This window comes from Turneriella parva DSM 21527 (assembly GCF_000266885.1).
Lineage (GTDB): Bacteria > Spirochaetota > Leptospiria > Turneriellales > Turneriellaceae > Turneriella > Turneriella parva.
Genome location: NC_018020.1, coordinates 1,419,123 through 1,439,692, shown reverse-complemented (window position 1 = coordinate 1,439,692; position 20,570 = coordinate 1,419,123). Strand labels below are relative to the sequence as shown.

Below are 20,570 nucleotides of genomic sequence, written 5' to 3'. Positions count from 1 at the left end.
GACGTTTTCGGGGCATTTTGTCAAAAGTTGGTTGCGGGGCGTAAAACTCGATCCCCTCCCCGCAAGCGGGGAGGGGCCGGGGGTGGGGACTACCAGCTATTTTTTTTAGTGCGTTGCATAATTTTTATAGTACATTACTGGTGCAGGTGCATAACATGGCACGATGCGAAGGGAGTAATAAAATGACAACCTATAAGATCGACGGGGCGAAGTTCGAGACCATGGAAGAGCTGCGCAGTGCGATGTGGTCGCTTTACCAGGACAAAATGAGCCCGGCCGCGTTTGAAGCGTACTTGATCGCGAATATTGAAGAAATCTCTCCGCGAAAAATAGCTTCTTAACTGCCCTGAATCGGTTGCGCGCTCGTTGGGTGCCTTAGTCATGGACCCATGTGCGGGCGACTCGTGCTCATTAAATACGCCACCGCCGACGGCAGCATCGGCTATTACCGCATGTGGACAGGCAAGGGCGCGCTCGACGACATCGAGCAGCTGCGCAAGGTATTTCTGGGCAGGTCGCGCTTCGACATTCGGCCCACCCAAATCATCGACGTATTCACCATTAACCCCGCAACCGGCAAACACGAAACCACCGGCATGAAATGGGGATGGCAACCCGAATGGACGAACGGCAAGCCCATTATCAATACCCGCAAAGAAGGCGCTGCGCAGAACCGCATGTGGGGCAAGGCCTTCAGAGAGCGGCGCTGCGTGGTGCCGGCCAGCCACTTTTATGAATGGCAGCGCCGCGAAGACGCACACCGCAACGTGCCCTGGATTATCAAACGCACCGGTCACGAATATATGTACCTGGCCGGCCTCTATGTGAAGCGCAAGCTCGCTTCTGGCGAAGAAGTCGCTGAAGTTTCCATTCTGACCGAACCCGGCAATAAGCTCATGACCGACATTCACAACCACGGCGGTAACGCCGGCAGACAGCCGGTATTTCTGGATGAGGATATAGTTCCCGAATGGTTAAACCCGCAACTGCAAGACTCTGAAAAAATTCTCACGCTGCTTCGCCCCATCGAAGATGGTGAATATGAAGCAGAGATGCTCGAAGAAATCGGCAACGACAAGACGCACACGCCGCCTAAACCGCGGCAACAGAACTTGTTTTAGCCGTGCGCTTCGACTGCGCTCAGCGAACGGCTAACTTGCCCTTGGCGGCAGCAGCACCAGCGACGACGTGCGTTTCTTGTACGCTTCGTAGTCTGCCTGACCACCCCACTTCTTGTCGGCGGCTTCTTCGAGCAGCGGTATGCCGCTGATTTTGGTTAAGAGCAGCGTGACGAACAGGGGCGATACGAGCGTTGCGTACTGCCAACCCTGCAGCACGGGAAAAGCCATAACCGCGATGCCAAACCACAACACGATTTCACCAAAATAGTTCGGGTGGCGCGACCATGACCAGAGCCCTGTCGAAATGAAGCGGCCCTTGTTCGCAGCGTCACGGCGAAAGACGTTCTTCTGGTGATCGGCCAGAGCTTCAATGGTGAATCCTGCTAACCAGAGTGCTGCACCTGCATACGCAAAGACATCCATCGCAATGGGTCGAGACGTGATCGCTGTGAGGCCCGCCGCGAGCGAGAACGTGACCCAAAGCCCTTGCAGGGTCCAGGCCATGAGAAAACGCCAGAAGCGGCCGCGCACGTTGGCGAAACGCGTGTCTTCACCCGCGCGCAATATACGCACGAACAAAAAACTGCCGAGACGAATCGCCCAGATGCAGATGAAGCTGCCGATGAGCTTCGAACGCAGGTCGCTGTGCGGGTTGAGCGAAATCGCGCCGAGCGTGATGCTGAGGTACGTGAGGCTGCCGGTGAGGTCATAAAACTTTTCAGTCTTAAAGAGGTAAGCCGGTATGAATACGAGCCACTGTATGCCGAACGCGGCGGCGACGCACCAGTACATCACAGGAAAATCGCGCAGCACCCAGCCGTGCTGGGCGCCGGCCCAGGCAAGGCCTGCACCGATCGCGATGGCGATCAATATGGCGAAGATGGCGGTGAGGTCGTCTTTTTTCATGTGGTTTCCTTAACTAGGCACCTGATCGCCGGGTTTTGCCACGGCCCCGTCAAGCCGAATGGCAGCCAAGATAACCCAAATGGTGAGGATTTAGTTAGTTAATGAACCTGGCGTCTAATCAGCCAGCCGCTTTGCCGCTGTGAAAATCCATAGCTAGTCCGCTGCATAGATTGATGAGACATAATTTTTTCTTAAGAGGCTATAGCTATGGAAAAACACAGCCACGAAGCTTGCAAAAAATTTTGACGATTGAAACCCTGTTAACTATATTAGCAATGTGATTGATAGAGTGCTATCAGTCAAAGAAACACAGCGCCATATAGCGCAAGACAACAACCCAGGAGGGATTATGTTAGTAAGAACAAATACACTTTGGAACGACCTCGCAGAGGTGCAGAACGAATTTGACCGCCTTTTCCGCCGGGGCCTTGGCGACGGTGTGAGCGGCCATTTTCCACCGGTGAACATTGCTGAGAATGACGATGCTTACGTCATTCAGGCGCGGGTACCGGGCCTTGCAAAAGACGACCTCACTATCGAACTCGAAGGTCGTAAACTGACGATCAGCGGCGAACATAAACGCGTTGAAGCCGAATACGCGCGTGAAGAGCGCGCAACCGGGCGCTTTGAGCGTTCATTCACATTTCGCCACGCACTGGCGGCCGACAAGATCGAAGCCGTTGTCAAAGACGGCATCTTGACTGTCACGTTGCCAAAAGCTGAAGAAGCGAAACCGCGCAAGATCGAAATCGCAGCAAAATAACGGAGGCTACCATGTTCGGAATTACCAAAAAACAAGACGAAACAACCCAGGCTGAAAAAGCCCAGGCATCGGCGGGTGTTACCTATGTGCCCGCGGTTGACATTACCGAGGGTGAAGCTGGTTACACCATCTTTGCCGACGTACCCGGCGCGAATAAAGACAGCGTCAACGTCACCTATGAAAACGGTGTTGTCACGCTCAAAGCGCAGTCTGTGGCAGCAGCGAACGACGCTGAGCACATTCGCCGTGAATTTCGCTTCGCCAACTACGAGCGGTCATTTCGGGTGAGCGACGATGTCGATGCTGAGAAAATTTCAGCAGAGATCGCCAATGGTGTGCTGCAGGTAACACTGCCCCGTAAGGCGAGCACAAAAAAGAATATCGCTGTAACCGTGAAGTAAGCGGTTGCTCTGTAACCCTGGGCGCGACCTGTGCTCAGGGTTTTTTCTTTTTCCCTTTTCGCATCGGCCGTTGTCTCAGATTCGCCGAGTCTATGCGACGAATTCTTTTTAGCCTCTTAACACTGCTTGTGCTCATGGCCACTGTGGGCTGCAGCAGCTACGAACGCTACCCTGCAGGCAAAACCCGCTTCACGTTTAAGGGCAAAGCTGTGCTCGTTGCAGCGCAAGACCGCGTGTCGGCTATACCAGCCGTCGAAGCGCTCTACCGTTCGGCAGCGGGCGACAAAGCAGGTTCAATTCACGTGCTGCCCCTGATGCCCGCACCGGCACTTGAACTGCCAGTCACAGCCGCGAGGCTGGGCCTCGACAAGAGTGGCACGAAAGACCTCGACCCGATGGCTCAGCTTGCGCTCAACGCGACACTCAAAGCCGGCAGCAAGTTTGGCGTCAAATTCGATTACATCATTTTCGTCACAGCCGAAAAAGCCGGTGCCGTGGGCCCGGTGACGAATGTCGATCACTATGCGGCTCTCTACCAAATCGCCACCAAGCGCGTTATCGCAGCGGCGAAAGACACGGGTACGACAACGGCAGAGACTGCGACGGAAAAATTGCCACTGGGAGCAAGGCGGGTTGTCTCCCTTCTGTTAGACGGTGAAATATAACCAAACTTTTGCTGGGTACTCAAACGGCAGGGTCATACCCGCGCAAGCGGGTATCTCCCTTTTATCAACGAGATTAGATTCCCGCTTTCGCGGGAATGACCATGTGGTTGAAATTTAGCGGCGAGTAGTTTCGCCTGGATCGACGACTACAAATGGTAGTTGATCCCAAAATACAAACCCAAGCTCCACGGCACGAGCGCGAGCGTCGCAGTGCTCTCGGCTTTGCCGGCGAAGTCAACCTGCGTCGCCACTTCACCGCGCACAGCCGCACCTATACCCTGGTCCATGCGGGCAAAGGTCAAGAGGGCGATGCGGTCGGTCAGAATCCATTGTATGCCCGCCGCCAGATAGACTGCCGCATAAGACTGTTGCGCGATCTGCGGCGCGGTTACCATCGCAGTGCCGGTACCCGATTGATGCTGAACCGCGACGGTACCGAGCGGCATGGCATATAACAAACCGAGCTCCGCAAAGCCCAGGTTGCCTTGAAGCCTGTAACCGATGCGCGTGTCGACAAATTGCATCGCCCAGGTGGCTGAGCCACGCTGGCCATTTAGGTTGATGCCGGCGGCGGTGAAATTGCGTTGCGCGAACCCGATGCCCAAAACGAGCGCATCGCTTTTCGTGAAATGCCAGAGCCCCGCCGCTTCGCCGACGATTTCATAATGGTAGTCGGGCCCGCTGCTCGCATAGAAACTGCTGAAAATTGAACTCGGGCTTGAAACGCCCATGCCCCCGCGCAACTCGGCACTGAACTCGCGGCTGAGCGGTAGTTCGGCAGCGGCAGGCCTTGTTTCTGGAGTCGTGTCGCTGGATACAATGTCTGGGTTTTGCCAAAGTACGTGGCCGGCATCATCGTAAATAATGAGGATATCTAGCCTCTTGATGACCTGCGTCGAACCCGTTTCGGCCGCCACTGTCACAGTTTCGGCATTCTCGCTCAGAATTTTTCCCTGCACCGGGCCGGCGGTGGTCATGACGCTGGCGGCATAACTCACACCAGAAAAAAGTGCAATCGCCATTACGCCAGATACAAAAGCGGCCCGCAGCATCGTTCGGAGAATTGGGTGGCGCTTTCACACAGGCTGTCAATTCGTCGCGGGCATGATGTCCCAGACCGTCTGCCTCTGGAAAATTGTAGACACCCCATATGTATATGTTAGAAATATACGTGATTATTCCAGACTTTGAAGCTGTAGAGGGCTTTGAGTGGAATATTGGTAATATCGATAAGAACTTCGATAAGCATAATGTCTCAAACCCTGAATGTGAAGAAGTTTTTTTGAATGAGCCACTGCTCATATTCCCTGATTTATTGCATTCTGAAACAGAAGATCGCTATAGTGCGTTCGGAAAAACAAACCAGTTTCGCTTTCTGGCTATCACCTTTATCATTCGCAATAGAAAAATTCGCGTCGTTTCTGCGCGCGATATGTCGGCAAAAGAAAAGAGGCAATATGAAAACACTTAAGAAAATACCTAAATTCAAGAATGAAAACGAAGAAAGAGAATTCTGGTCAAAAAACGACTTCACTGACTTTCTTGATTTTTCTAAAGGTATTAAAGCCAAATTTCCTAACTTGAAGCCTTCGACCCGGACGATCTCTTTGCGGTTACCCGAATCTCTGCTAGCCGATATCAAGATACTCGCAAACCGCCAGGATGTGCCTTACCAATCTTACATCAAGGTCATGCTGGCCGAAAAGGTGGCTGAGAAGAGACGCAAGAGGTAGTACAGTCTAGCCCCGCCATTACTCCGGGGCTCTGCCCGGAGTAATGGCAAAACTACAACTCATCGCCGCAATATTTGCAATACTTTGCGTCGACGTCGTGGCCCTCTGCGCTGCATGCGCGGCACGACTGGGTTGAGACGGGTTTGGGCGAGCCTTGGTCTTGTGTGAGTTCGGCGGTGACAATGCCTGTTGGCACGGCGATAATGCCATAGCCCATAATCATCACCACAGAGGCGAGCGCCTGGCCCAACGGGGTCTTCGGAGAAATATCGCCATAACCCACGGTCGTCAGCGTGACAATGGCCCAGTAGACCCCGGTTGGTATGCTGGTAAAACCATTTTCTTCACCTTCAACGACGTAGACGATGGTACCAATAATCACGACGAGCGTCATCACCGTCAGCAGAAAAACGATAATCTTGCGGCGGCTGTTCGCCAGCGCACGCTTCAGAATCTCTGCCTGCGACAGATAATTCGCGAGTTTCAAAATGCGAAAGATTCTGAGCAGCCTCAACACGCGCACCGAAAGCAGATATTGGCTGCCGGGAAAAAAGAAGCTCACCCAGGTCGGTAATACCGCGACGAGGTCGACGATACCAAAAAAGCTGGTCGCGTACTTGAGCGGCCGCGTCACCGAATAGAGGCGCAGCAGATACTCGGCCGTGAAAAAAAACGTGAACATCCACTCGAGGGTTTTGAGCTGCCAGTGCCACGCCGCCTCAATGGGCCTCACACTCTCGAGCATCAGCACGAGTACACTGGCGATAATCGCAAAGACCAGCGTGACATCGAACGCCTTGCCGGCCGGCGTGTCGGCCTCGTAGACGATTTCGTGCACGCGCGCGCGCCAGCCGGTGAGGTTGTCTTTGTCAGAGTCTTCGCTGTAGTCTTTTTTCATCGGTTTGGCTGCCGCATGTGCAGCCATAACCTTTCGGGGCGGATTGATTTTTTTTATGCGTTTGGCCATGTGCTGGAGTATACCTGCATTGACTTGAGCTGAATGGCGTAAAGCCGATGTCGGCGAGAAGGGCCCCTGGGGGCTGCGCGGCAGGTCGCCATATTCGACAATTTAGTGCTATAGTGAGACGACGAAATTCGGGAAAAGCGGGCCTAGGCCCGTTAATGGAGCGATTTTCGCTTTGAAAATCGCGGAACTTTTCCTGAATTTTGTCGTTTTACGACCTGCCGCGCAGCTCCCTCAGCACCGTGGGCACGGGTCAGCTTCGGTCTTTAGTACTTACGAAATCCTACAATGAGACATAATGCTGGACACGGCGACCCACATCTCGCAGAAGCCGTAACCTGACCCAGGTCGGGCTGAGTTCTCGGTGCGGCCTGCCAGGTCGCAATTTGCTCGACGCTCTATCTGATTTTCCTTTTTTGGCGCGATGGATCCTCTCAAAGGGCAGCGTACGCATTTTCCCAAGCGCGCCGAATTAACACATAAATGGGTCGTGGTAGACGCGAAAGACGCGATCTTGGGCCGCGTCAGCACCAAAATTGCCTCGTTACTGATGGGCAAGAACAAGACCAACTACCAACCCGGCCAGCTGGTCGGTGACCATGTTGTCGTCATCAATGCTTCACAGGTCAAGGTTTCAGGCAACAAAGAAGCTGAAAAAGAATATATCTGGCACAGCCGCTACTACGGTGGCATGAAAACCCGCTCATACAAGAAGCAAATGGAAATTGCACCTGACCAGGCGGTATTGCTGACTGTCAAGGGCATGCTGCCGAAAACAAAATATGGCCGCAAACTGCTCACACGCGTACGCGTATTTGCGGGAGCCGAGCATAACCTGCAGGGCCAACAGCCCGTAGCGAAATAACACGAAGGTACATTAAATGGAAAAACCACAAGAACGCCGCCCTGCAGCACCGACTCTCGCAGAATCAATGACAAAACGCAAGGCGGCACTGAAGCCAGCCGGCGCTGAAGCTCAGGTTCGCCGCGAACGCAAGACTACCGACCAGTTCGTGGGCCGCCGCAAAACAGCGGTCGCGCGCGTGTCGCTGAAGCCCGGCTCGGGCAAAATCACGATCAATAACCGTGACATCAATGAATACTTTCCACGACCCGATCTGCGCGCGGCCGTTTTGGCTCCGCTCGTCGTAACGGAGCGTGTTGGCCAGATCGACGTCAATGTCAATGTGTACGGCGGCGGTGTCGCCGGTCAGGCACAGGCAGTTTCTCTCGGTATCGCGCGCAGCATTGACCGCGCCGACAACACACAGCACACTAAACTCAAAGCCGCAGGCCTGCTGCGCCGCGACCCGCGTATGGTTGAGCGTAAGAAATACGGCTTGCACAAAGCCCGCCGCGCAACCCAGTTCAGCAAGCGCTGACGGTTTTCCGCGAGGAAAACCGGCAGCTCGCTGCCAGCAGCCAGAATGCAAAGAGCAGGCCGCGTCGGCCGCTTTAGCAGTCGTTTGGTCACAAACGACGAGGCTCTTGGGATTCTGGCGATGCAGCTGGTAGCGGGCTTAGAGTCAATTCAGCCGATCTATCAGTCTCTGGTTAAACCTAAAGCGCAGCTTGTCGCGCGCGTCTTTGATGTCGGGCTCATAGATGCTGTTCAGCATTTTGGTTCTCAGGTCGTTCTCCACTTTCCACGACACATCTTGCAGCTTCACCTTCTCAAGCGAACGTGAAACTTCGTAAATTTTGACGATGACGACACCGTCTTTGCCCAAATAGGGTTCGGGCTTGGCCACGTCGCGCGCGGCCATGTCGATGATGAGACGGTCGTAATATTCCCGCTTTTCGCGCGCGTCGACACCCTGCCGCCGGTCGTACCCCATGATCTTCATGGGGCTTGCGGTCTTGATGAATTTCGGTTCGCTGGCGTATTTCGCTGCCAGTTCAGCTAAATTCGCGCCTTTCTCGAGTTTTTCCATCACTTCTTCTGCGCGGTTGTCATCGGCGACAACCGTGTACGCGGCCCTCACCCAGAGCACGTCTGCGAGCGTGTTCTGCAATTTATGGTAATGATCATAGATTTCCGTTGCAGTGAGGGGTATCTTGTCCATCGAGCCGGGATAGATGCCTTTGCCGGCCTTGCCGTACCTGACTTTCAAGTACAGAGTTGAAACGCGGTTATGGTCAAAGCGCCGCAGCTCTGCCTCGTCGGCGCTCATCGACCAGGCAACGCGATCATGAATCTGCTTTTCGAGCCAGGCTTTGAGCACGTCGCGCATGCCTGAGAGCATCGCGGCCTCGTTGAGCGCGGGCAGTTGCGCATAGTCAGAGACCGACATCACACTGCGCAGGTTTTTGTAGACGATCGGCTTGCCCTCGAAGCTCGCGACGTATAGATCTTCAATAGGCTTTGCCGAGCGAATGGCTTCGGCGACTGAGCGGGCAAAACTCTTTTCGTCGTAGCTCAGTTTTTCGGCAGAAAACAGCATTTGCCAGTTGAATTTCTCTTTGTATTTCTGCTGCCAGAACCAGATTGCAGCCTTCGCATGCCGCGACCGCTCTTGCCGAAACATGTATTCAGGGTACGAAGGGTCATCGAGAATGCCCTTCTTCTTAGCCAACGCCCCGATGCCTTCGACGGTTGCCATATCATCGACGATCGCCTGGTTGCGTTTGGCCAGAGTCTCTTCTTCTTCAAACTGGCCCTGGTAATAAATGTTCTTCATGAAAAGAAAAGAACCCCGCGAGAGCCGGCCAGCATCGTGTTCATAGACAAACTTCGAACACGCGGTACTCAGAACCGGCCCGACCAGACAGCCGACCAAAAGAAGCGCACGGCGGATTGAGCCCGGTACTGGCTTCTTAACCACTGCAGCGACCCTTCGCAATTTCAGATACATACCAGGTGCGCTGGGCCTTTTTTATTCTGAAATGCCAGTCTTCGCAGTGTTTGGTTTTACCCTTTTCACGCACCGTGAATTCGCTTGAATACCGGTAAACTCCGGCATGCGCTTCGGGGTCGCCGAGCAGCACGTTTTCGATCTGCGCCCCGGCAAAACTTTCTGCCAGCAGGGCGCGTGTGTAAAGCTCGGTCACGAGGCTCGCTGCGGGAACTTCATCGCTGGCATCAATCGCGAGAATTACCACAAGTGCAGAAAGAATGACTCTAAAGCGCTTCATCAATGCCTGCGTCGCGGGGGGCAAGGCTCTGGCAAGTGATTTTGCGACAAACGGGCAATAAATGAATTTTGATTGAATAGCTGCGAAGTCGCTGCGAAATGGTTTATGGAATTCGTCGCGTCACTTCTGGTGATCGCCTTTGTCGGGGCGCTGGTCTTGTTGCTCAACTATTACCGCCGGCTCTTGAACGACGGCCGGCGCGAGTATCCGCGTGACGAACTGATCTACGCCCATAATTTTATCGTGAACGAATGGCAGCGCATTGTCAGCGTCGACCCGGCAACGAGTTATGCGGGTGTGGCCGCCGGCGCATTGCTGGGTTATATGCTCAGCTATACCGGTGGTGTTTATGGCGAACACTATGAATCTGCGTTTTTCCATTCGGCTGTGTTGCCCGGCCTGTGGTTTATCGGCCAACCATACCTCAAAGACAAGGCCGATGAAATGCAATGGCCATCATTCGTTCGCAAGTTTATTGAAAACGACACGACATTTTTCTTTGGGTTGAGTGTGACGATCGCAGCGCAGTCACTTGTAGCCTATGGTTTCTACCATGCGCTGAGCTTCTTGTGGGTTTTCTTCAATGCGCTCGTCGCGATCGGCCTAGTGCTCTATTATTTTTACAAGCGTGACAACCAGGAAAAGGGCGGTCTGCCCGATGCTCCGCGCCGCGAAAATCGCATTTGATGCAGGCTAACGGCCCACAGAACCAGTTCGTACTGTTCAAGATCGGGCCAGAGACTTACGCGGTCGATATCGCCGAGACTCAAGAGGTGTTGAGGTTTAGGCTACCGAAGAAGATTCCCCATGCGCCGCGCCACGTGCTGGGCGTCATCAATTTGCGCGGCCAGATCATACCTGTCGTCGGCCTCAGGGAAAAATTCGCGATCGAATCGCAAGAAGCATCAGCTGAAACACGCATTATCGTGTGCCACAACGAGGGCAAACTCACGGGAATCGTCTGCGACTCTGTGGAGCGCGTCGTGTTTATCCCGTCGAAGAACATTGAAGAGAACCCCGAATTCGCCGGGCAGAATAACCAGAGCGCCATTCGTGGCGTCGCTCACATTGACGACGTCGACAGCGTTATTTTTCTTTTGAATCTTGCAATTCTTTACGGCGAAGAAGACTCACGCGAAGCTGCGCCGTGACAACCACCAGCGATCTGCATTTTATGCACCTCGCTTATGCCGAGGCACTGAAAGCAGTCGGCAACTCAGACCCTAACCCAGCCGTCGGTGCTGTTGTGGTGTCGCCGGCAGGCGAGATCGTCTCAACCGGCTATACCCGGCGGGCGGGTTATGCGCACGCAGAGCGCGCCGCTCTTGAAGCAGTTGCCTCCGTAGATTTAGGCGAATGCAGTCTCTACGTGACGCTCGAACCATGCTGTCATTTTGGCAGAACTCCGCCGTGTACGACAGCGGTTCTCGATCGGCGAATCAGACGGGTGGTGATCGGCGAGCGTGACTATGCAGCCGAGGTGAAAGGTGAATCGGTGGCGTTATTGCAAGCCGCGGGTCTTGAGGTTTCAGTTCTGCCTGAAACGCTATTTGGGCGCGAGAAGTGGTTCACGACGGCACCTTTCTTCGACATGCGAAAATCGGGCATGCCGCATGTTATTCTTAAATGGGCGCAAACGGCTGACGGTAGTCTGGCGCCGATTCAAGGGAGCTCAGGCCCCATCAGCGGCGAACAGGCGGCGTTTGCGACCGCGGCAATGCGCTCACTCTTCAAACTCACGGTTGCAACGCCGGGCGTGGTTCAGATCGACCTGCCCAGGTTAACAGTTCGCCTGGGTGATGGCAATCCCTCGGGGTTTTCCGCTTCGGGCCTGTCACCGTTTTTCGAAGAGTTAATGCTCTATCAAAACAGCGTCAATTCTGAGCTGCAGCTGAATGCTGCTTCTGAGACTGCAAAGGCACCGGCAAGGGCGTTTATGGTCGCACAAGACGACGACGAAACAAGCGCAAAGGTCAAGGCACTGCAGTCATCCCTCGCCGGGACGAGCAAAATTCTCCCCGTCAACCGGCATGCATTAAAGTCAAATTTCGCCGAAAGTCTGAAAGCAACCCTCAGGCAGCTGGCTGCAGACGGCTATAATTCGGTGCTGATCGAGGCGGGCCCGCAGTTCTCTGAGCTGCTGATCGCACAGGGGCTTGTCGATGCAGTAGCCGTCTACCATTCAAAGATTCGATCCGATGCGATGCTTTGGTCAAAGCCCGGCCGGGGTAATGCCATGAGCCGGGCGCTCGCGGCGACAGTCGCTATGCCGCACCTTGAAGGCTTTCAGCTGCTCGAACACGCGAGCTGGCCGGCAGATGAGTTCTTCTTTTTCATCAAGAACGCGTAGATGCAGGTTGACGTCATCATCGCGGCCTATGAGCGCGCTGAGCTGTTGATTGAGGCCGCGCAGAGCGTGCTCACGCAGACGCACACCGATTTGAACCTTATTATCGTCGATGATGCCTCACCGCAGCCACTGGCTGAGCGGGTTTTGATCGCCGACCGGCGAATGCGATTTGTGAGGTTAGAGAAAAACCGGGGGCCCGGCGGCGCGCGTAATGCGGGTGTATCAGCAGGCAGAGCGCCGCTGGTCGCATTTCTCGACAGCGACGACCTCTGGCGTGAAACGAAGCTTGAAAAACAGGTTCGGCAATTCTCAGCCGAACCGTCTCTGCAATGGACGCATAGCAATGAAGAATGGCAGCGCCACGGTGTAGTGGTGACGCAACGCGCCGAACACCGCAAACAGGGTGGCTCGTTTCTTGAACGCGCCTTTGGCCGGTGCCTGATTGCCAATTCGGCTGTGGTGTTCAGGCGTGGCTTTTACGAGAAACATCGCGGTTTTAATGCGCATTTTCCCGTTTGCAGTGACTTCGAACTGTGGTTACGCATGCTTGCCGACGCACCGATTGGGTTTCTCGAAGAGACGCTGGTCGTTAAGCGGGCGGGTGATTGGCCGCAAGTGAGCAGTACACCTGAAACAGACCGCTACCGTGTGCTGGCGCTGCACCGCTTCTACCGCGACAGACGCAAGGCAGGCCTCGCATTAAGCGCGGCCGAAGCGCTGCTCGATGAGGCGATCTACAAGTGCCAGATTTTGGTGAAAGGTGCACAGAAATACCAGCGCCCCGAAGCCGCAAGGCGCTATCAGGCCTGGTTGACTTTACTGACTGCCCGCCGCACCCGACCCATACGCTGATCGTCGTGCGCCGCTTCGAGGTATTGCCCCGAGTATTTTTCGACAAGTTCTTTGAGATACACGCGCCGATTGTTATCGGCTGAAACCCACAGCTGTTCGCAGAGGTCGATAATTTCAAAACCCGCCTCGCTGTGCCGGTCTTTCTTCAGTGCAATTTCAAAATGGGTAATCGCCGCGTCGACATAAGCTCTGTCCCATTTTTTGCGGGGCAGAGCAAGCACTCGCTCACGCGCGACGCGCGTCTCGATCGGCGCATACAGGGCGTCGCGCTCGGCATAACTGAGAATGTTACTGATGGCTTCGGGCGAATATTCACGCAGGCTGTCGGCGATTCGCCTGAGCAGAACGCCATACTGCAGATGGTACGCCGCCGAAAACCGACTCTGCTTTTGGCGAAAGCTCGCCGATTTGGGCGGCGTTAAGTCTTTACCAAACTGGCCTAGATCTTTCTCGAATTGCCGCATCGAGGTCAAAATGGCGGTACCCGCCTTGAGCAACTCTTTGGGCTGCGATGGCAGAGAGCGCACCTTAGCGGCAAGGTACAACGAACCGAGCGTCAGGTAATCATTGACGTCTTCAAGACTTCGGCGCTCGTTAAAAGCTTTCGCAAGCGCTGCAGCCGCTTTCTCTTCGGCGCCGTTCTGCAGCGCGAGCTGCGCATAGCGCAGGTTCACCAGAGGGTTATTGGGCTCGAGCTCGCGCGCGTGCTGCAGTTTTTGCGCAGAACGTGCGAAATCCTGCTCATGCCTGTGGCGGTCAGCTTCAAGCAGATAGCTCTGCGCATCGCGCTGCTCGCGGCCCGCTGAAGGCTGCATGACGGCGACGAAATGCTGCCGCGAAACCATCGAGAACTGGCCGCGTATCTGTGCCACCCGCCCCGAAAACACCGTATCGGTCAGCGAAGCGATTTCACCCTCAGCGACGATCAGTGCCGCCCTGTTCTTCTGGTGGTCGCGCTCGCGTTTCACGAGGTAAACCTTCATGCCGGGGTACACCTTCGCCGCGTTGTCGATCGAAGCGCTCACCACAGACATGCGCGCGTCGTAGCCGAGCACCTGGCGCGGCGCGACCGAATTGTCGGTACCCTTCGTGTTGATGCGCCCGATCATGAGGCCGGGTTTCGGTTCATGGTCTTCGTACTGGCGAAAGAGCATGAGCGGGTAGACCTCGGCGAATAATGAGGAGCTCAGAGTGCACAGAAAAGTGGTGAACAAAAAAGCCCGCATATCTCTACATGATTATCGACGCGATGCGGCAATGCTGTGAGTAAAATGAGACATAAATACAACAACGTAATCGCCAATTCGTATACGCGATTTGGCGATTACAGTACTGTCAATATTAAGACCCCGCAAAGCATTTACGCAATGTCGCAATCTGGTAATCGGTCTACGCAGTAGCTGTAACGAACGCTACAATACACGTGACGGCATGAAATGGCATCCGTGCCAGCCGTCACCCCGATACCTCGTGTATCATAGGAGAAAACAATGGTTAAAAGACTTCCTCGATTGCTTCCTTTCACTGAAGAGCACGATCGCTTTCGCGAAATGGTGGCTGATTTTATTGCGAAAGAATGCGTTCCGCGCCACGAAGAGTGGGAAAAAGCGGGCGAAGTTACCCGCGACGTATGGGAAAAAGCAGGCCAGCTCGGCATGATCTGCCCTAACTTTCCCGAAGAATATGGCGGTATGGGCCTTGACTTTCTCTATAACGTGATTGTTATCGAAGAACTCGCGAAAGCAGCATCGTCTGGCTTCTTTATATCTCTGCACGCCGACGTGATTGCCCCCTACGTTCTGCATTATGCTAACGAAGAACAAAAGAAGCGCTGGCTACCGGGGATCATTAACGGAACCAAAATTCTTTCGATCGGCATGACTGAACCGGGCACAGGCTCAGACCTCGCCGCGGTAACGACCAAGGCCGTCGACATGGGCGACCACTACCTGCTGAACGGGTCAAAAACTTTCATCTCAAACGGTTACCTCTCAGACCTGTGCATCGTCGTTGCACGCACCGGCGAAGGCCAAGGCGGCATTTCGCTGCTGATGGTAGAGCGCGGTATGCCAGGCTTTGAACGCGGCCGCAAACTCAAAAAAATCGGTTTGCATGCACAAGATACATCGGAGCTCCACTTTAACGATGTGAAGGTGCCAAAGGCAAACCTCATCGGCAAACTCAACGCAGGGTTCCGTTACCTGATGATGTCACTCGCACAAGAGCGCCTCGTTCTCGCGATCTCGAACATCGCCTCGGCAGAAACCGTGCTCGACCAGACTGTAAAGTACTGCAACGAACGCAAAGTGTTCGGCAAGCCAGTGGGTTCTTTCCAGAACACGCGCTTCAGCCTGACCGACATGTACGTCGAACAAGAAGCGGCTCGTTCGTATTGCGACCGCGTCGTCTTGGCATTTATGGCAGGCGAGAAAGTGACGGCAGAAGCTTCTGCGGTGAAACTGCAGTGCTCTGAGATGCTGCAGGCGCACGTGTCTAAGTGCCTGCAATTCTTTGGCGGTTATGGCTTCATGATGGAATACCCCATCGCGAAGGCTTACCTCGACTGCCGTGTGCAGACGATTTATGCCGGCACTTCAGAAATTATGCGAGAAATTGTCGCAAAGAATCTGGGCCTCGCGAGCACCTAAGCTCGCTTAAACATTGACACCGATGGCCGGTGTCCGCATGCTGGGGCGTGCGGGCTCCGGCTTTTTTATTGGTTCTGAGCGTGGCTTGTCTTGGTTGTGCCAGCGAGTTTAACACCGTAAGGCTGCAGCGTTCAGCAGGTTCTGAGATCCTCACGCTGCGCACGCAGCACTACCTTCGTACCGACGACAACCATGTGCAAGAACTCGAGCGTGGCGAACGTCGCGCCGAGATCAAGGCAAGCAAAACTAAAACTCCCGACGGCACGACGCCCGTGACGCTGAGTATAGCGCTGCGCCTCTATGATGACGACCCCATGCCGGGCGTCGCGCTGCAGCTCGCAGGCGGCGAAGTGGCCGCGACGGTTACGGTAACCGCATGGCAGGTGCGCGAGCTGCGCGAAAAGGTGACAGTACTCGATACCGGCCAGCGAGCGCACAACAATGCCGCCCTGACAAGTGAAGTGCAGGCGCAGACCGGTTACATCACCTTTGGCAAGCCGACTGCAGCAGGGGCAGTCGCACGCGCCTGGAAGGTATACAGCGCAGACGCTCTGGCCAATGACCGGGTGCTCGCTGCATTGCAAAACGGGCAGGGCCTGAAAATGCTTATACCCCTCGGGTCCTGGCAGGCGCAAATCGAGTTTAAGCCAGACGAACTGAAAGCGTGGCAGCGTTTTGTGAAGGGCCAGATCGATAAGGTTGTCGATTAGGCCGATTTCATCCGAACAGGTACAGTTGCCCCCGATAAATCTTTTTCGCCGTGTCTCAGAACCGATGCTTGGCGCATGGCGAAGGCGAAAAAGACAAGCAAAGCAAAGCCGGCCCGCCGTAAGGTGGCAAAGAAAAAGCCTACTGCAAAACGGCCGGCAAAGGCATCACCGCCCAGAAGAAAGAGCAGTGTAGCGCACACCGCCTTAACCTCAGCCGCCCCTGTCGATCGCGAATCCAAACCAGCTGTTTTCAGCCGTCTGCAATGGGGTGTGCTGGCAATTCTTGCCCTCATACAATTCATGCACATCGTTGATTTTATGGTCATTATGCCTCTGGCGAAAAAATTCGAAGAGCTGTTTCACATTACGACGAATCAGTTCGGCTGGCTGGTTTCTACTTACACTCTGGCGGCTTTTGCTTCGGGCATTGCCGCGACGTTCTTTATAGACCGCATTTCCCGAAAGGCATCGCTCATGGTCGGCTTTATGGGATTCATCGCCGGCAACCTTCTCTGTGCAGTTGCGCCGGGGTTCTATACTTTTCTGGCTGCACGCTTTGTCACCGGAGCATTCGGTGGTTTGCTGTCTGGCGTGACATTTTCGATCATAGGCGACCTGATTGAACCCGCGAAACGCGGCCGCGCCACGGGTGTGATCATGATGGCCTTTTCAGTGGCTGCCGTGGTCGGGGTTCCGGTAGGCATCTGGCTAGCCAACGGATACTTTCTGCAGCTGCCCTATTATCTGATCGCGCTCGGTTCAGCGTTAATTCTGGTATTTGCCTGGTTGCGCATGCCGCCCCTGAAAGACCACCTTTTTGGGCCGCGCATGAATGTGATCGCGCAGATTCGCGCAGTGCTCAGCAACAACAAACACCAGCGCCTCTACCTTATGATGGTTTTTCATTTTGTGGCTGGCTTCAGCATAATTCCCTATATTGCAGGCTTCATGCAAAAGAACAATGGGGTCAGCGACGACCAGCTGCCGCTCATTTACCTCAGCGGTGGCATTGCCACCATCGTGAGTTCACCCGTCGTTGGCTGGCTCAGCGACAAGTTTGGCAACGTGCGCATCTACAGTTTCGTTTCGCTGCTCGCCTCAATACCCTTTGTGCTCGTGACCTACGAATGGACAAAGTCATTTGCGCTTCTGATGGCTTCAACGGTATTATTCTTTATATTCGTCTCTGGGCGCATGGTACCCGCGATGGCGCTTTTGAACAATACGGTTAGCCCGGCGCACAGAGGCACTTTCATGAGCCTCAACGGCTCGGTGCAGCAGCTCGCAATGTCACTCGGGGCAATTGCCGCTTCGTTGATTATCTATGCACCCGCAGGACAGCCGATTCAACACTATGCCTGGGTCGGAGTTTTTGGAATCATATTTAACATAGCCGCCATTTGGGTAGCAAACACATTCAGAAGCAGGTAACATGAAAGAGAAACTCGAAAGCCTTCTCGGCAAAGTTCAGAATCCTTTAACGCACAAATCGATCATCGACGATAAGCTTTTCATCGCGATGCATGACCCTTCGACGGGCTCAGGGCAAGCTGATAAGCCAACGATCGAGCTTAAGGCTGCGGGCGACAAAAAATGGCAGCTCGCCATCGAGGCACAGGTGCGTACGCTTGCGAGCAAAGAGGGTATTGCGCCCGACGGTTTCAAGTTCAAATGGAACGAAGCAAAGCCCGAAGTTACGAAACAAGGCCCGGTCTCGCGCCCGCAGCGCAGCATACCGGGAGTCAAGCATGTTATCGCCGTCGCGTCAGGCAAGGGAGGCGTGGGTAAGTCAACTGTGTCAGTCAACCTGGCCTCGACGCTGCAGCAGATGGGCAAAAAAGTCGGGCTCATGGATGCCGATATCTACGGGCCGTCGGTCGGCAAGATGCTCGGCTTATCGGGCCGGCAGCAGATAGACGTAAAAAATGACCGCATTACACCGGTAGAGAAATATGGTCTGAAGCTGATGAGCTTTTCATTTCTGGTCGACGACAATCAACCGATCGTGTGGCGCGGGCCGATGCTCGGCAAAGCAGTCGAGCAATTCTTGTACGACATGAACTGGGGTGAGCTCGACTACCTGATCATCGATCTGCCTCCGGGTACCGGTGACACACAGCTGTCGCTCGCGCAACTGGTGCAGACAGACGGCGCTATCATTGTTACGACCCCGCAATCTGTGGCGCTGCTTGACGCTGGTCGTGCAGTAGCCATGTTCGAACAGGTAAACATCAGAATACTGGGGGTAGTGGAGAACATGAGTGAGTTTATCTGCAGCCACTGCGGCAAGCCAAGCCATATCTTCTCGCGCGGCGGCGGTTCGCGACTTGCGGCAAGCTCTGAGAGCGTGCTTTTGGGTCAGGTGCCGCTGGTCGAAGACTGCATGGCCGCAGCCGAGAAGGGTGAGATTGCCGTTTACAAAAACAAAAACAAGAATATCGCCCCGGTAGTAGATGCGTTCGAGCACATCGCACGCAATCTTGTATCCGTAATGGAGGCGACATGAGATGCCATCCATGGCAGTCGCCTCACTCAGCGCGTCCTGCGCGTTCGGAGGCGACATGAGATGCCATCCATGGCAGTCGCCTCACTCAGCGCGTCCTGCGCGTTCGGAGGCGACATGAGATGCCATCCATGGCAGTCGCCTCACTCAGCGCGTCCTGCGCGTTCGGAGGCGACATGAGATGCCATCCATGGCAGTCGCCTCACTCAGCGCATCGTGCGCATTCGGAGGCGACATGATTCTCTCGGGTATTGAAATCAAGAAACGACTCGGCAAAGATATCAAGATCGAGCCATACGACGAGAAATTTCTGAATCCTAATTCGTACAATCTGACGCTGCACGACGAGTTGCTCGTTTACAAAGAATCGCTGCTCGATATGAAGAAGCCGAATGAAACGCAGCTTCTGAAGATACCCGAATCGGGCTTCGTCATTGAACCGGGAAGGCTGTACTTGGGGCGCACCCGTGAACTCACTGAGACGCACAACCTGGTGCCGATGCTCGAAGGGCGCAGCAGCGTGGGACGACTGGGCCTGTTCGTGCACATCACCGCGGGCTTCGGCGATATCGGCTTTCGCGGTTTCTGGACGCTCGAAATTTCGAGCATTCAGCCCGTGCGCATCTACCCCGGCGTGCAAATTTGCCAGATTTTCTACCACACCGTCGAAGGCGAATATACCGAGTACAAGAGCGGCAAATACCAGGGCAATACGGGTATTCAGCCGAGTCTAATCTATAAAGATTTCGAATGAAAACATTGACGCCAGACCCGGTGTTTTGTAATCTCAGGTCATGAGTGTCACAATGATAGCAGCTTCGGTGGTGAGCCTGCTCTGTGCCGCTTATCTGATTTCAAGCGGCATTAGCAGACTTATCGCCCGCGAAGTACACGCCCAGCTTCAGAAAAAATAGCTTACGTGAACCAAAGGGTGGTCATTTTTCTTGGCGTATCGATCGCTGGTACGAGCTTATTGCTGATCAGTACCTATAAAGATTACGCCAAGACCTCCGAAACGCTTATGATTCTGGTAGGTCTCGTCGCTAGTTTGCTCAGCATCTGGCAATTTTTCACAAAGGAATAGGCCCCAAATGTTTAGATCTATCATGCATTGGCTCGGCGTAACGCTGCTCAAGTGGCTGATGGAGTTCATCTACATGACCTGCCGCGTCACGTACGTTGAGGGCAAAGAGATTCGTGATGACATTCTTGCCCGTCGCCGACCGGTAATTTTTATCTTTTGGCACAACCGCATCTTCATGGCGGCAATCTACCTGAAGCGTACGTTCTTCGACAAGGGCGTGCATTTGACTGTGCTCATCAGCCAATCGAATGATGGTGAGGCCATTGCCAACGTGGTTGAGCGCTGGGGCGGCGATGTAGCGCGCGGCTCTTCGTCACGCGGGGGAAAAGAAGCGCTGACGATGCTGAGCCATGCTCTGGGGCGGCGCAAGAGTTCGGTGGTCATGACACCCGACGGCCCCCGGGGGCCGATGTATGTCTTTCAGGCCGGAGCACTCGTCGCTTCGCAGCTGACGCAGACTGAGCTTGTTCCGGTTTGTGTGGCGCCGCGCCGTTTCTGGCGTCTCAACAGTTGGGATGGCTTCTTGATACCCAAGCCCTTCACCGAGCTTCTGGTTTCCCTGCAGCCTTCTGAGACTGAACCGCGAAAACAGACCGAAGAAGAACGAGAAAATCGGCGTGCCTATCATGAGCGCCGTATGCTCGAACAACGCAGCAAATTAGACCAACTTGCAGGCGTCTCTGAGTACGCTGGCAAAAAAAAGAAGCCTACGGCCGTAAGGTGATCGGCGGCTAC

At 54.5% G+C, this 20,570-nt stretch carries 25 protein-coding genes; 19 read left to right on the top strand and 6 right to left on the bottom strand.

Annotated features, from left to right (window positions below; all coding sequences use genetic code 11):
* The first annotated feature begins 182 nt into the window (after window positions 1–182).
* Both TURPA_RS23760 and TURPA_RS21565 read left to right on the top strand, forming a co-directional pair.
* Window positions 183–341 (top strand): hypothetical protein, encoded by a 159-nt coding sequence (locus tag TURPA_RS23760; RefSeq protein ID WP_014802593.1) that lies wholly within the window; start codon window positions 183–185, stop codon window positions 339–341.
* Window positions 342–389: 48 nt separating this feature from the next.
* On the top strand, window positions 390–1,121 hold the full coding sequence (locus tag TURPA_RS21565) for an SOS response-associated peptidase (RefSeq protein WP_014802592.1): 732 nt from the start codon (window positions 390–392) through the stop codon (window positions 1,119–1,121).
* A 30-nt stretch (window positions 1,122–1,151) separates the two neighbouring features.
* Here TURPA_RS21565 and TURPA_RS06980 read toward each other — a convergent pair whose 3' ends face one another.
* On the bottom strand, window positions 1,152–2,027 hold the full coding sequence (locus TURPA_RS06980; RefSeq protein ID WP_014802591.1) for a DUF1295 domain-containing protein: 876 nt from the start codon (window positions 2,025–2,027) through the stop codon (window positions 1,152–1,154).
* A gap of 349 nt (window positions 2,028–2,376) precedes the next feature.
* Between TURPA_RS06980 and TURPA_RS06975 the strand changes: the two genes are divergently transcribed.
* The 3 genes from TURPA_RS06975 to TURPA_RS06965 all read left to right on the top strand — a co-directional run bounded on the left by TURPA_RS06975 (window position 2,377) and on the right by TURPA_RS06965 (window position 3,856).
* Entirely contained in the window at window positions 2,377–2,790 is a 414-nt protein-coding gene (locus tag TURPA_RS06975; RefSeq protein ID WP_014802590.1) for an Hsp20/alpha crystallin family protein, read from the top strand.
* An 11-nt stretch (window positions 2,791–2,801) separates the two neighbouring features.
* Window positions 2,802–3,191, top strand: a complete 390-nt coding sequence (locus tag TURPA_RS06970; RefSeq protein WP_014802589.1) for an Hsp20/alpha crystallin family protein — start codon at window positions 2,802–2,804, stop codon at window positions 3,189–3,191.
* Window positions 3,192–3,283: 92 nt separating this feature from the next.
* Window positions 3,284–3,856: a hypothetical protein gene (locus TURPA_RS06965; protein ID WP_014802588.1), complete on the top strand. Its 573-nt coding sequence runs from the start codon at window positions 3,284–3,286 to the stop codon at window positions 3,854–3,856.
* 146 nt (window positions 3,857–4,002) lie between these two features.
* Here TURPA_RS06965 and TURPA_RS06960 read toward each other — a convergent pair whose 3' ends face one another.
* The gene (locus TURPA_RS06960; protein ID WP_041948372.1) at window positions 4,003–4,908 is read right to left on the bottom strand and encodes a hypothetical protein; all 906 of its coding nucleotides are present in this window, start codon (window positions 4,906–4,908) and stop codon (window positions 4,003–4,005) included.
* Window positions 4,909–5,027: 119 nt separating this feature from the next.
* On the opposite strand from TURPA_RS06960, the gene TURPA_RS06955 reads away from it, so the two are divergent.
* The gene (locus TURPA_RS06955) at window positions 5,028–5,327 is read left to right on the top strand and encodes a BrnT family toxin (RefSeq protein WP_245536814.1); all 300 of its coding nucleotides are present in this window, start codon (window positions 5,028–5,030) and stop codon (window positions 5,325–5,327) included.
* Complete coding sequence (locus TURPA_RS06950) at window positions 5,314–5,589, top strand: BrnA antitoxin family protein (RefSeq protein ID WP_014802585.1); 276 nt, start codon at window positions 5,314–5,316, stop codon at window positions 5,587–5,589. The genes TURPA_RS06955 and TURPA_RS06950 overlap by 14 nt, the downstream gene beginning before the upstream one ends.
* 52 nt (window positions 5,590–5,641) lie before the next feature.
* Here the strand turns inward: TURPA_RS06950 and TURPA_RS06945 are convergent, their stop codons facing one another.
* Window positions 5,642–6,514 carry an ion transporter gene (locus TURPA_RS06945; RefSeq protein ID WP_245536813.1) on the bottom strand — a complete coding sequence of 291 codons (873 nt, stop codon included), beginning with the start codon at window positions 6,512–6,514 and terminating at the stop codon, window positions 5,642–5,644.
* Window positions 6,515–6,977: 463 nt separating this feature from the next.
* On the opposite strand from TURPA_RS06945, the gene rplM reads away from it, so the two are divergent.
* Together rplM and rpsI are read left to right on the top strand one after the other, a co-directional pair.
* On the top strand, window positions 6,978–7,418 hold the full coding sequence (gene rplM, locus TURPA_RS06940; RefSeq protein ID WP_014802583.1) for a 50S ribosomal protein L13: 441 nt from the start codon (window positions 6,978–6,980) through the stop codon (window positions 7,416–7,418).
* Between the two features lie 67 nt (window positions 7,419–7,485).
* Window positions 7,486–7,935, top strand: coding sequence for a 30S ribosomal protein S9 (gene rpsI, locus TURPA_RS06935; protein WP_157210625.1), 450 nt, complete (start codon window positions 7,486–7,488; stop codon window positions 7,933–7,935).
* A 144-nt stretch (window positions 7,936–8,079) separates the two neighbouring features.
* Here rpsI and TURPA_RS06930 read toward each other — a convergent pair whose 3' ends face one another.
* Complete coding sequence (locus tag TURPA_RS06930) at window positions 8,080–9,234, bottom strand: hypothetical protein (RefSeq protein WP_157210428.1); 1,155 nt, start codon at window positions 9,232–9,234, stop codon at window positions 8,080–8,082.
* A gap of 136 nt (window positions 9,235–9,370) precedes the next feature.
* The gene (locus TURPA_RS06925) at window positions 9,371–9,688 is read right to left on the bottom strand and encodes a hypothetical protein (RefSeq protein WP_014802580.1); all 318 of its coding nucleotides are present in this window, start codon (window positions 9,686–9,688) and stop codon (window positions 9,371–9,373) included.
* A gap of 105 nt (window positions 9,689–9,793) precedes the next feature.
* Between TURPA_RS06925 and TURPA_RS06920 the strand changes: the two genes are divergently transcribed.
* From TURPA_RS06920 to TURPA_RS06905, 4 genes are read left to right on the top strand one after another with little or no spacing between them, the layout of a single operon-like run.
* A complete protein-coding gene (locus tag TURPA_RS06920; RefSeq protein ID WP_014802579.1) occupies window positions 9,794–10,375 on the top strand; it encodes a hypothetical protein in 582 nt (193 codons plus the stop codon).
* Window positions 10,375–10,839 carry a chemotaxis protein CheW gene (locus tag TURPA_RS06915; RefSeq protein WP_014802578.1) on the top strand — a complete coding sequence of 155 codons (465 nt, stop codon included), beginning with the start codon at window positions 10,375–10,377 and terminating at the stop codon, window positions 10,837–10,839. Before TURPA_RS06920 ends, TURPA_RS06915 begins: the two co-directional genes overlap by 1 nt.
* Window positions 10,836–12,038 carry a bifunctional diaminohydroxyphosphoribosylaminopyrimidine deaminase/5-amino-6-(5-phosphoribosylamino)uracil reductase RibD gene (gene ribD / locus TURPA_RS21560; RefSeq protein WP_014802577.1) on the top strand — a complete coding sequence of 401 codons (1,203 nt, stop codon included), beginning with the start codon at window positions 10,836–10,838 and terminating at the stop codon, window positions 12,036–12,038. Before TURPA_RS06915 ends, ribD begins: the two co-directional genes overlap by 4 nt.
* The gene (locus tag TURPA_RS06905) at window positions 12,039–12,890 is read left to right on the top strand and encodes a glycosyltransferase family 2 protein (RefSeq protein ID WP_014802576.1); all 852 of its coding nucleotides are present in this window, start codon (window positions 12,039–12,041) and stop codon (window positions 12,888–12,890) included.
* On the opposite strand, the gene TURPA_RS06900 is transcribed toward TURPA_RS06905, so the two are convergent.
* Window positions 12,839–14,116, bottom strand: a complete 1,278-nt coding sequence (locus tag TURPA_RS06900; protein WP_014802575.1) for a tetratricopeptide repeat protein — start codon at window positions 14,114–14,116, stop codon at window positions 12,839–12,841. The two genes, TURPA_RS06905 and TURPA_RS06900, sit on opposite strands and share 52 nt — an antisense overlap.
* 264 nt (window positions 14,117–14,380) lie before the next feature.
* On the opposite strand from TURPA_RS06900, the gene TURPA_RS06895 reads away from it, so the two are divergent.
* From TURPA_RS06895 to TURPA_RS06870, 6 genes are all read left to right on the top strand, one after another.
* Window positions 14,381–15,538 carry an acyl-CoA dehydrogenase family protein gene (locus TURPA_RS06895; RefSeq protein WP_014802574.1) on the top strand — a complete coding sequence of 386 codons (1,158 nt, stop codon included), beginning with the start codon at window positions 14,381–14,383 and terminating at the stop codon, window positions 15,536–15,538.
* 47 nt (window positions 15,539–15,585) lie between these two features.
* Window positions 15,586–16,248, top strand: coding sequence for a hypothetical protein (locus TURPA_RS06890; RefSeq protein WP_014802573.1), 663 nt, complete (start codon window positions 15,586–15,588; stop codon window positions 16,246–16,248).
* A gap of 75 nt (window positions 16,249–16,323) precedes the next feature.
* On the top strand, window positions 16,324–17,679 hold the full coding sequence (locus TURPA_RS06885) for an MFS transporter (protein WP_014802572.1): 1,356 nt from the start codon (window positions 16,324–16,326) through the stop codon (window positions 17,677–17,679).
* A 1-nt stretch (window position 17,680) separates the two neighbouring features.
* On the top strand, window positions 17,681–18,754 hold the full coding sequence (locus TURPA_RS06880) for an Mrp/NBP35 family ATP-binding protein (RefSeq protein ID WP_014802571.1): 1,074 nt from the start codon (window positions 17,681–17,683) through the stop codon (window positions 18,752–18,754).
* A 232-nt stretch (window positions 18,755–18,986) separates the two neighbouring features.
* On the top strand, window positions 18,987–19,505 hold the full coding sequence (dcd, locus tag TURPA_RS06875; protein ID WP_041949062.1) for a dCTP deaminase: 519 nt from the start codon (window positions 18,987–18,989) through the stop codon (window positions 19,503–19,505).
* Between the two features lie 352 nt (window positions 19,506–19,857).
* Window positions 19,858–20,559 carry a lysophospholipid acyltransferase family protein gene (locus tag TURPA_RS06870; RefSeq protein WP_041948370.1) on the top strand — a complete coding sequence of 234 codons (702 nt, stop codon included), beginning with the start codon at window positions 19,858–19,860 and terminating at the stop codon, window positions 20,557–20,559.
* Window positions 20,560–20,570 lie beyond the last annotated feature (11 nt).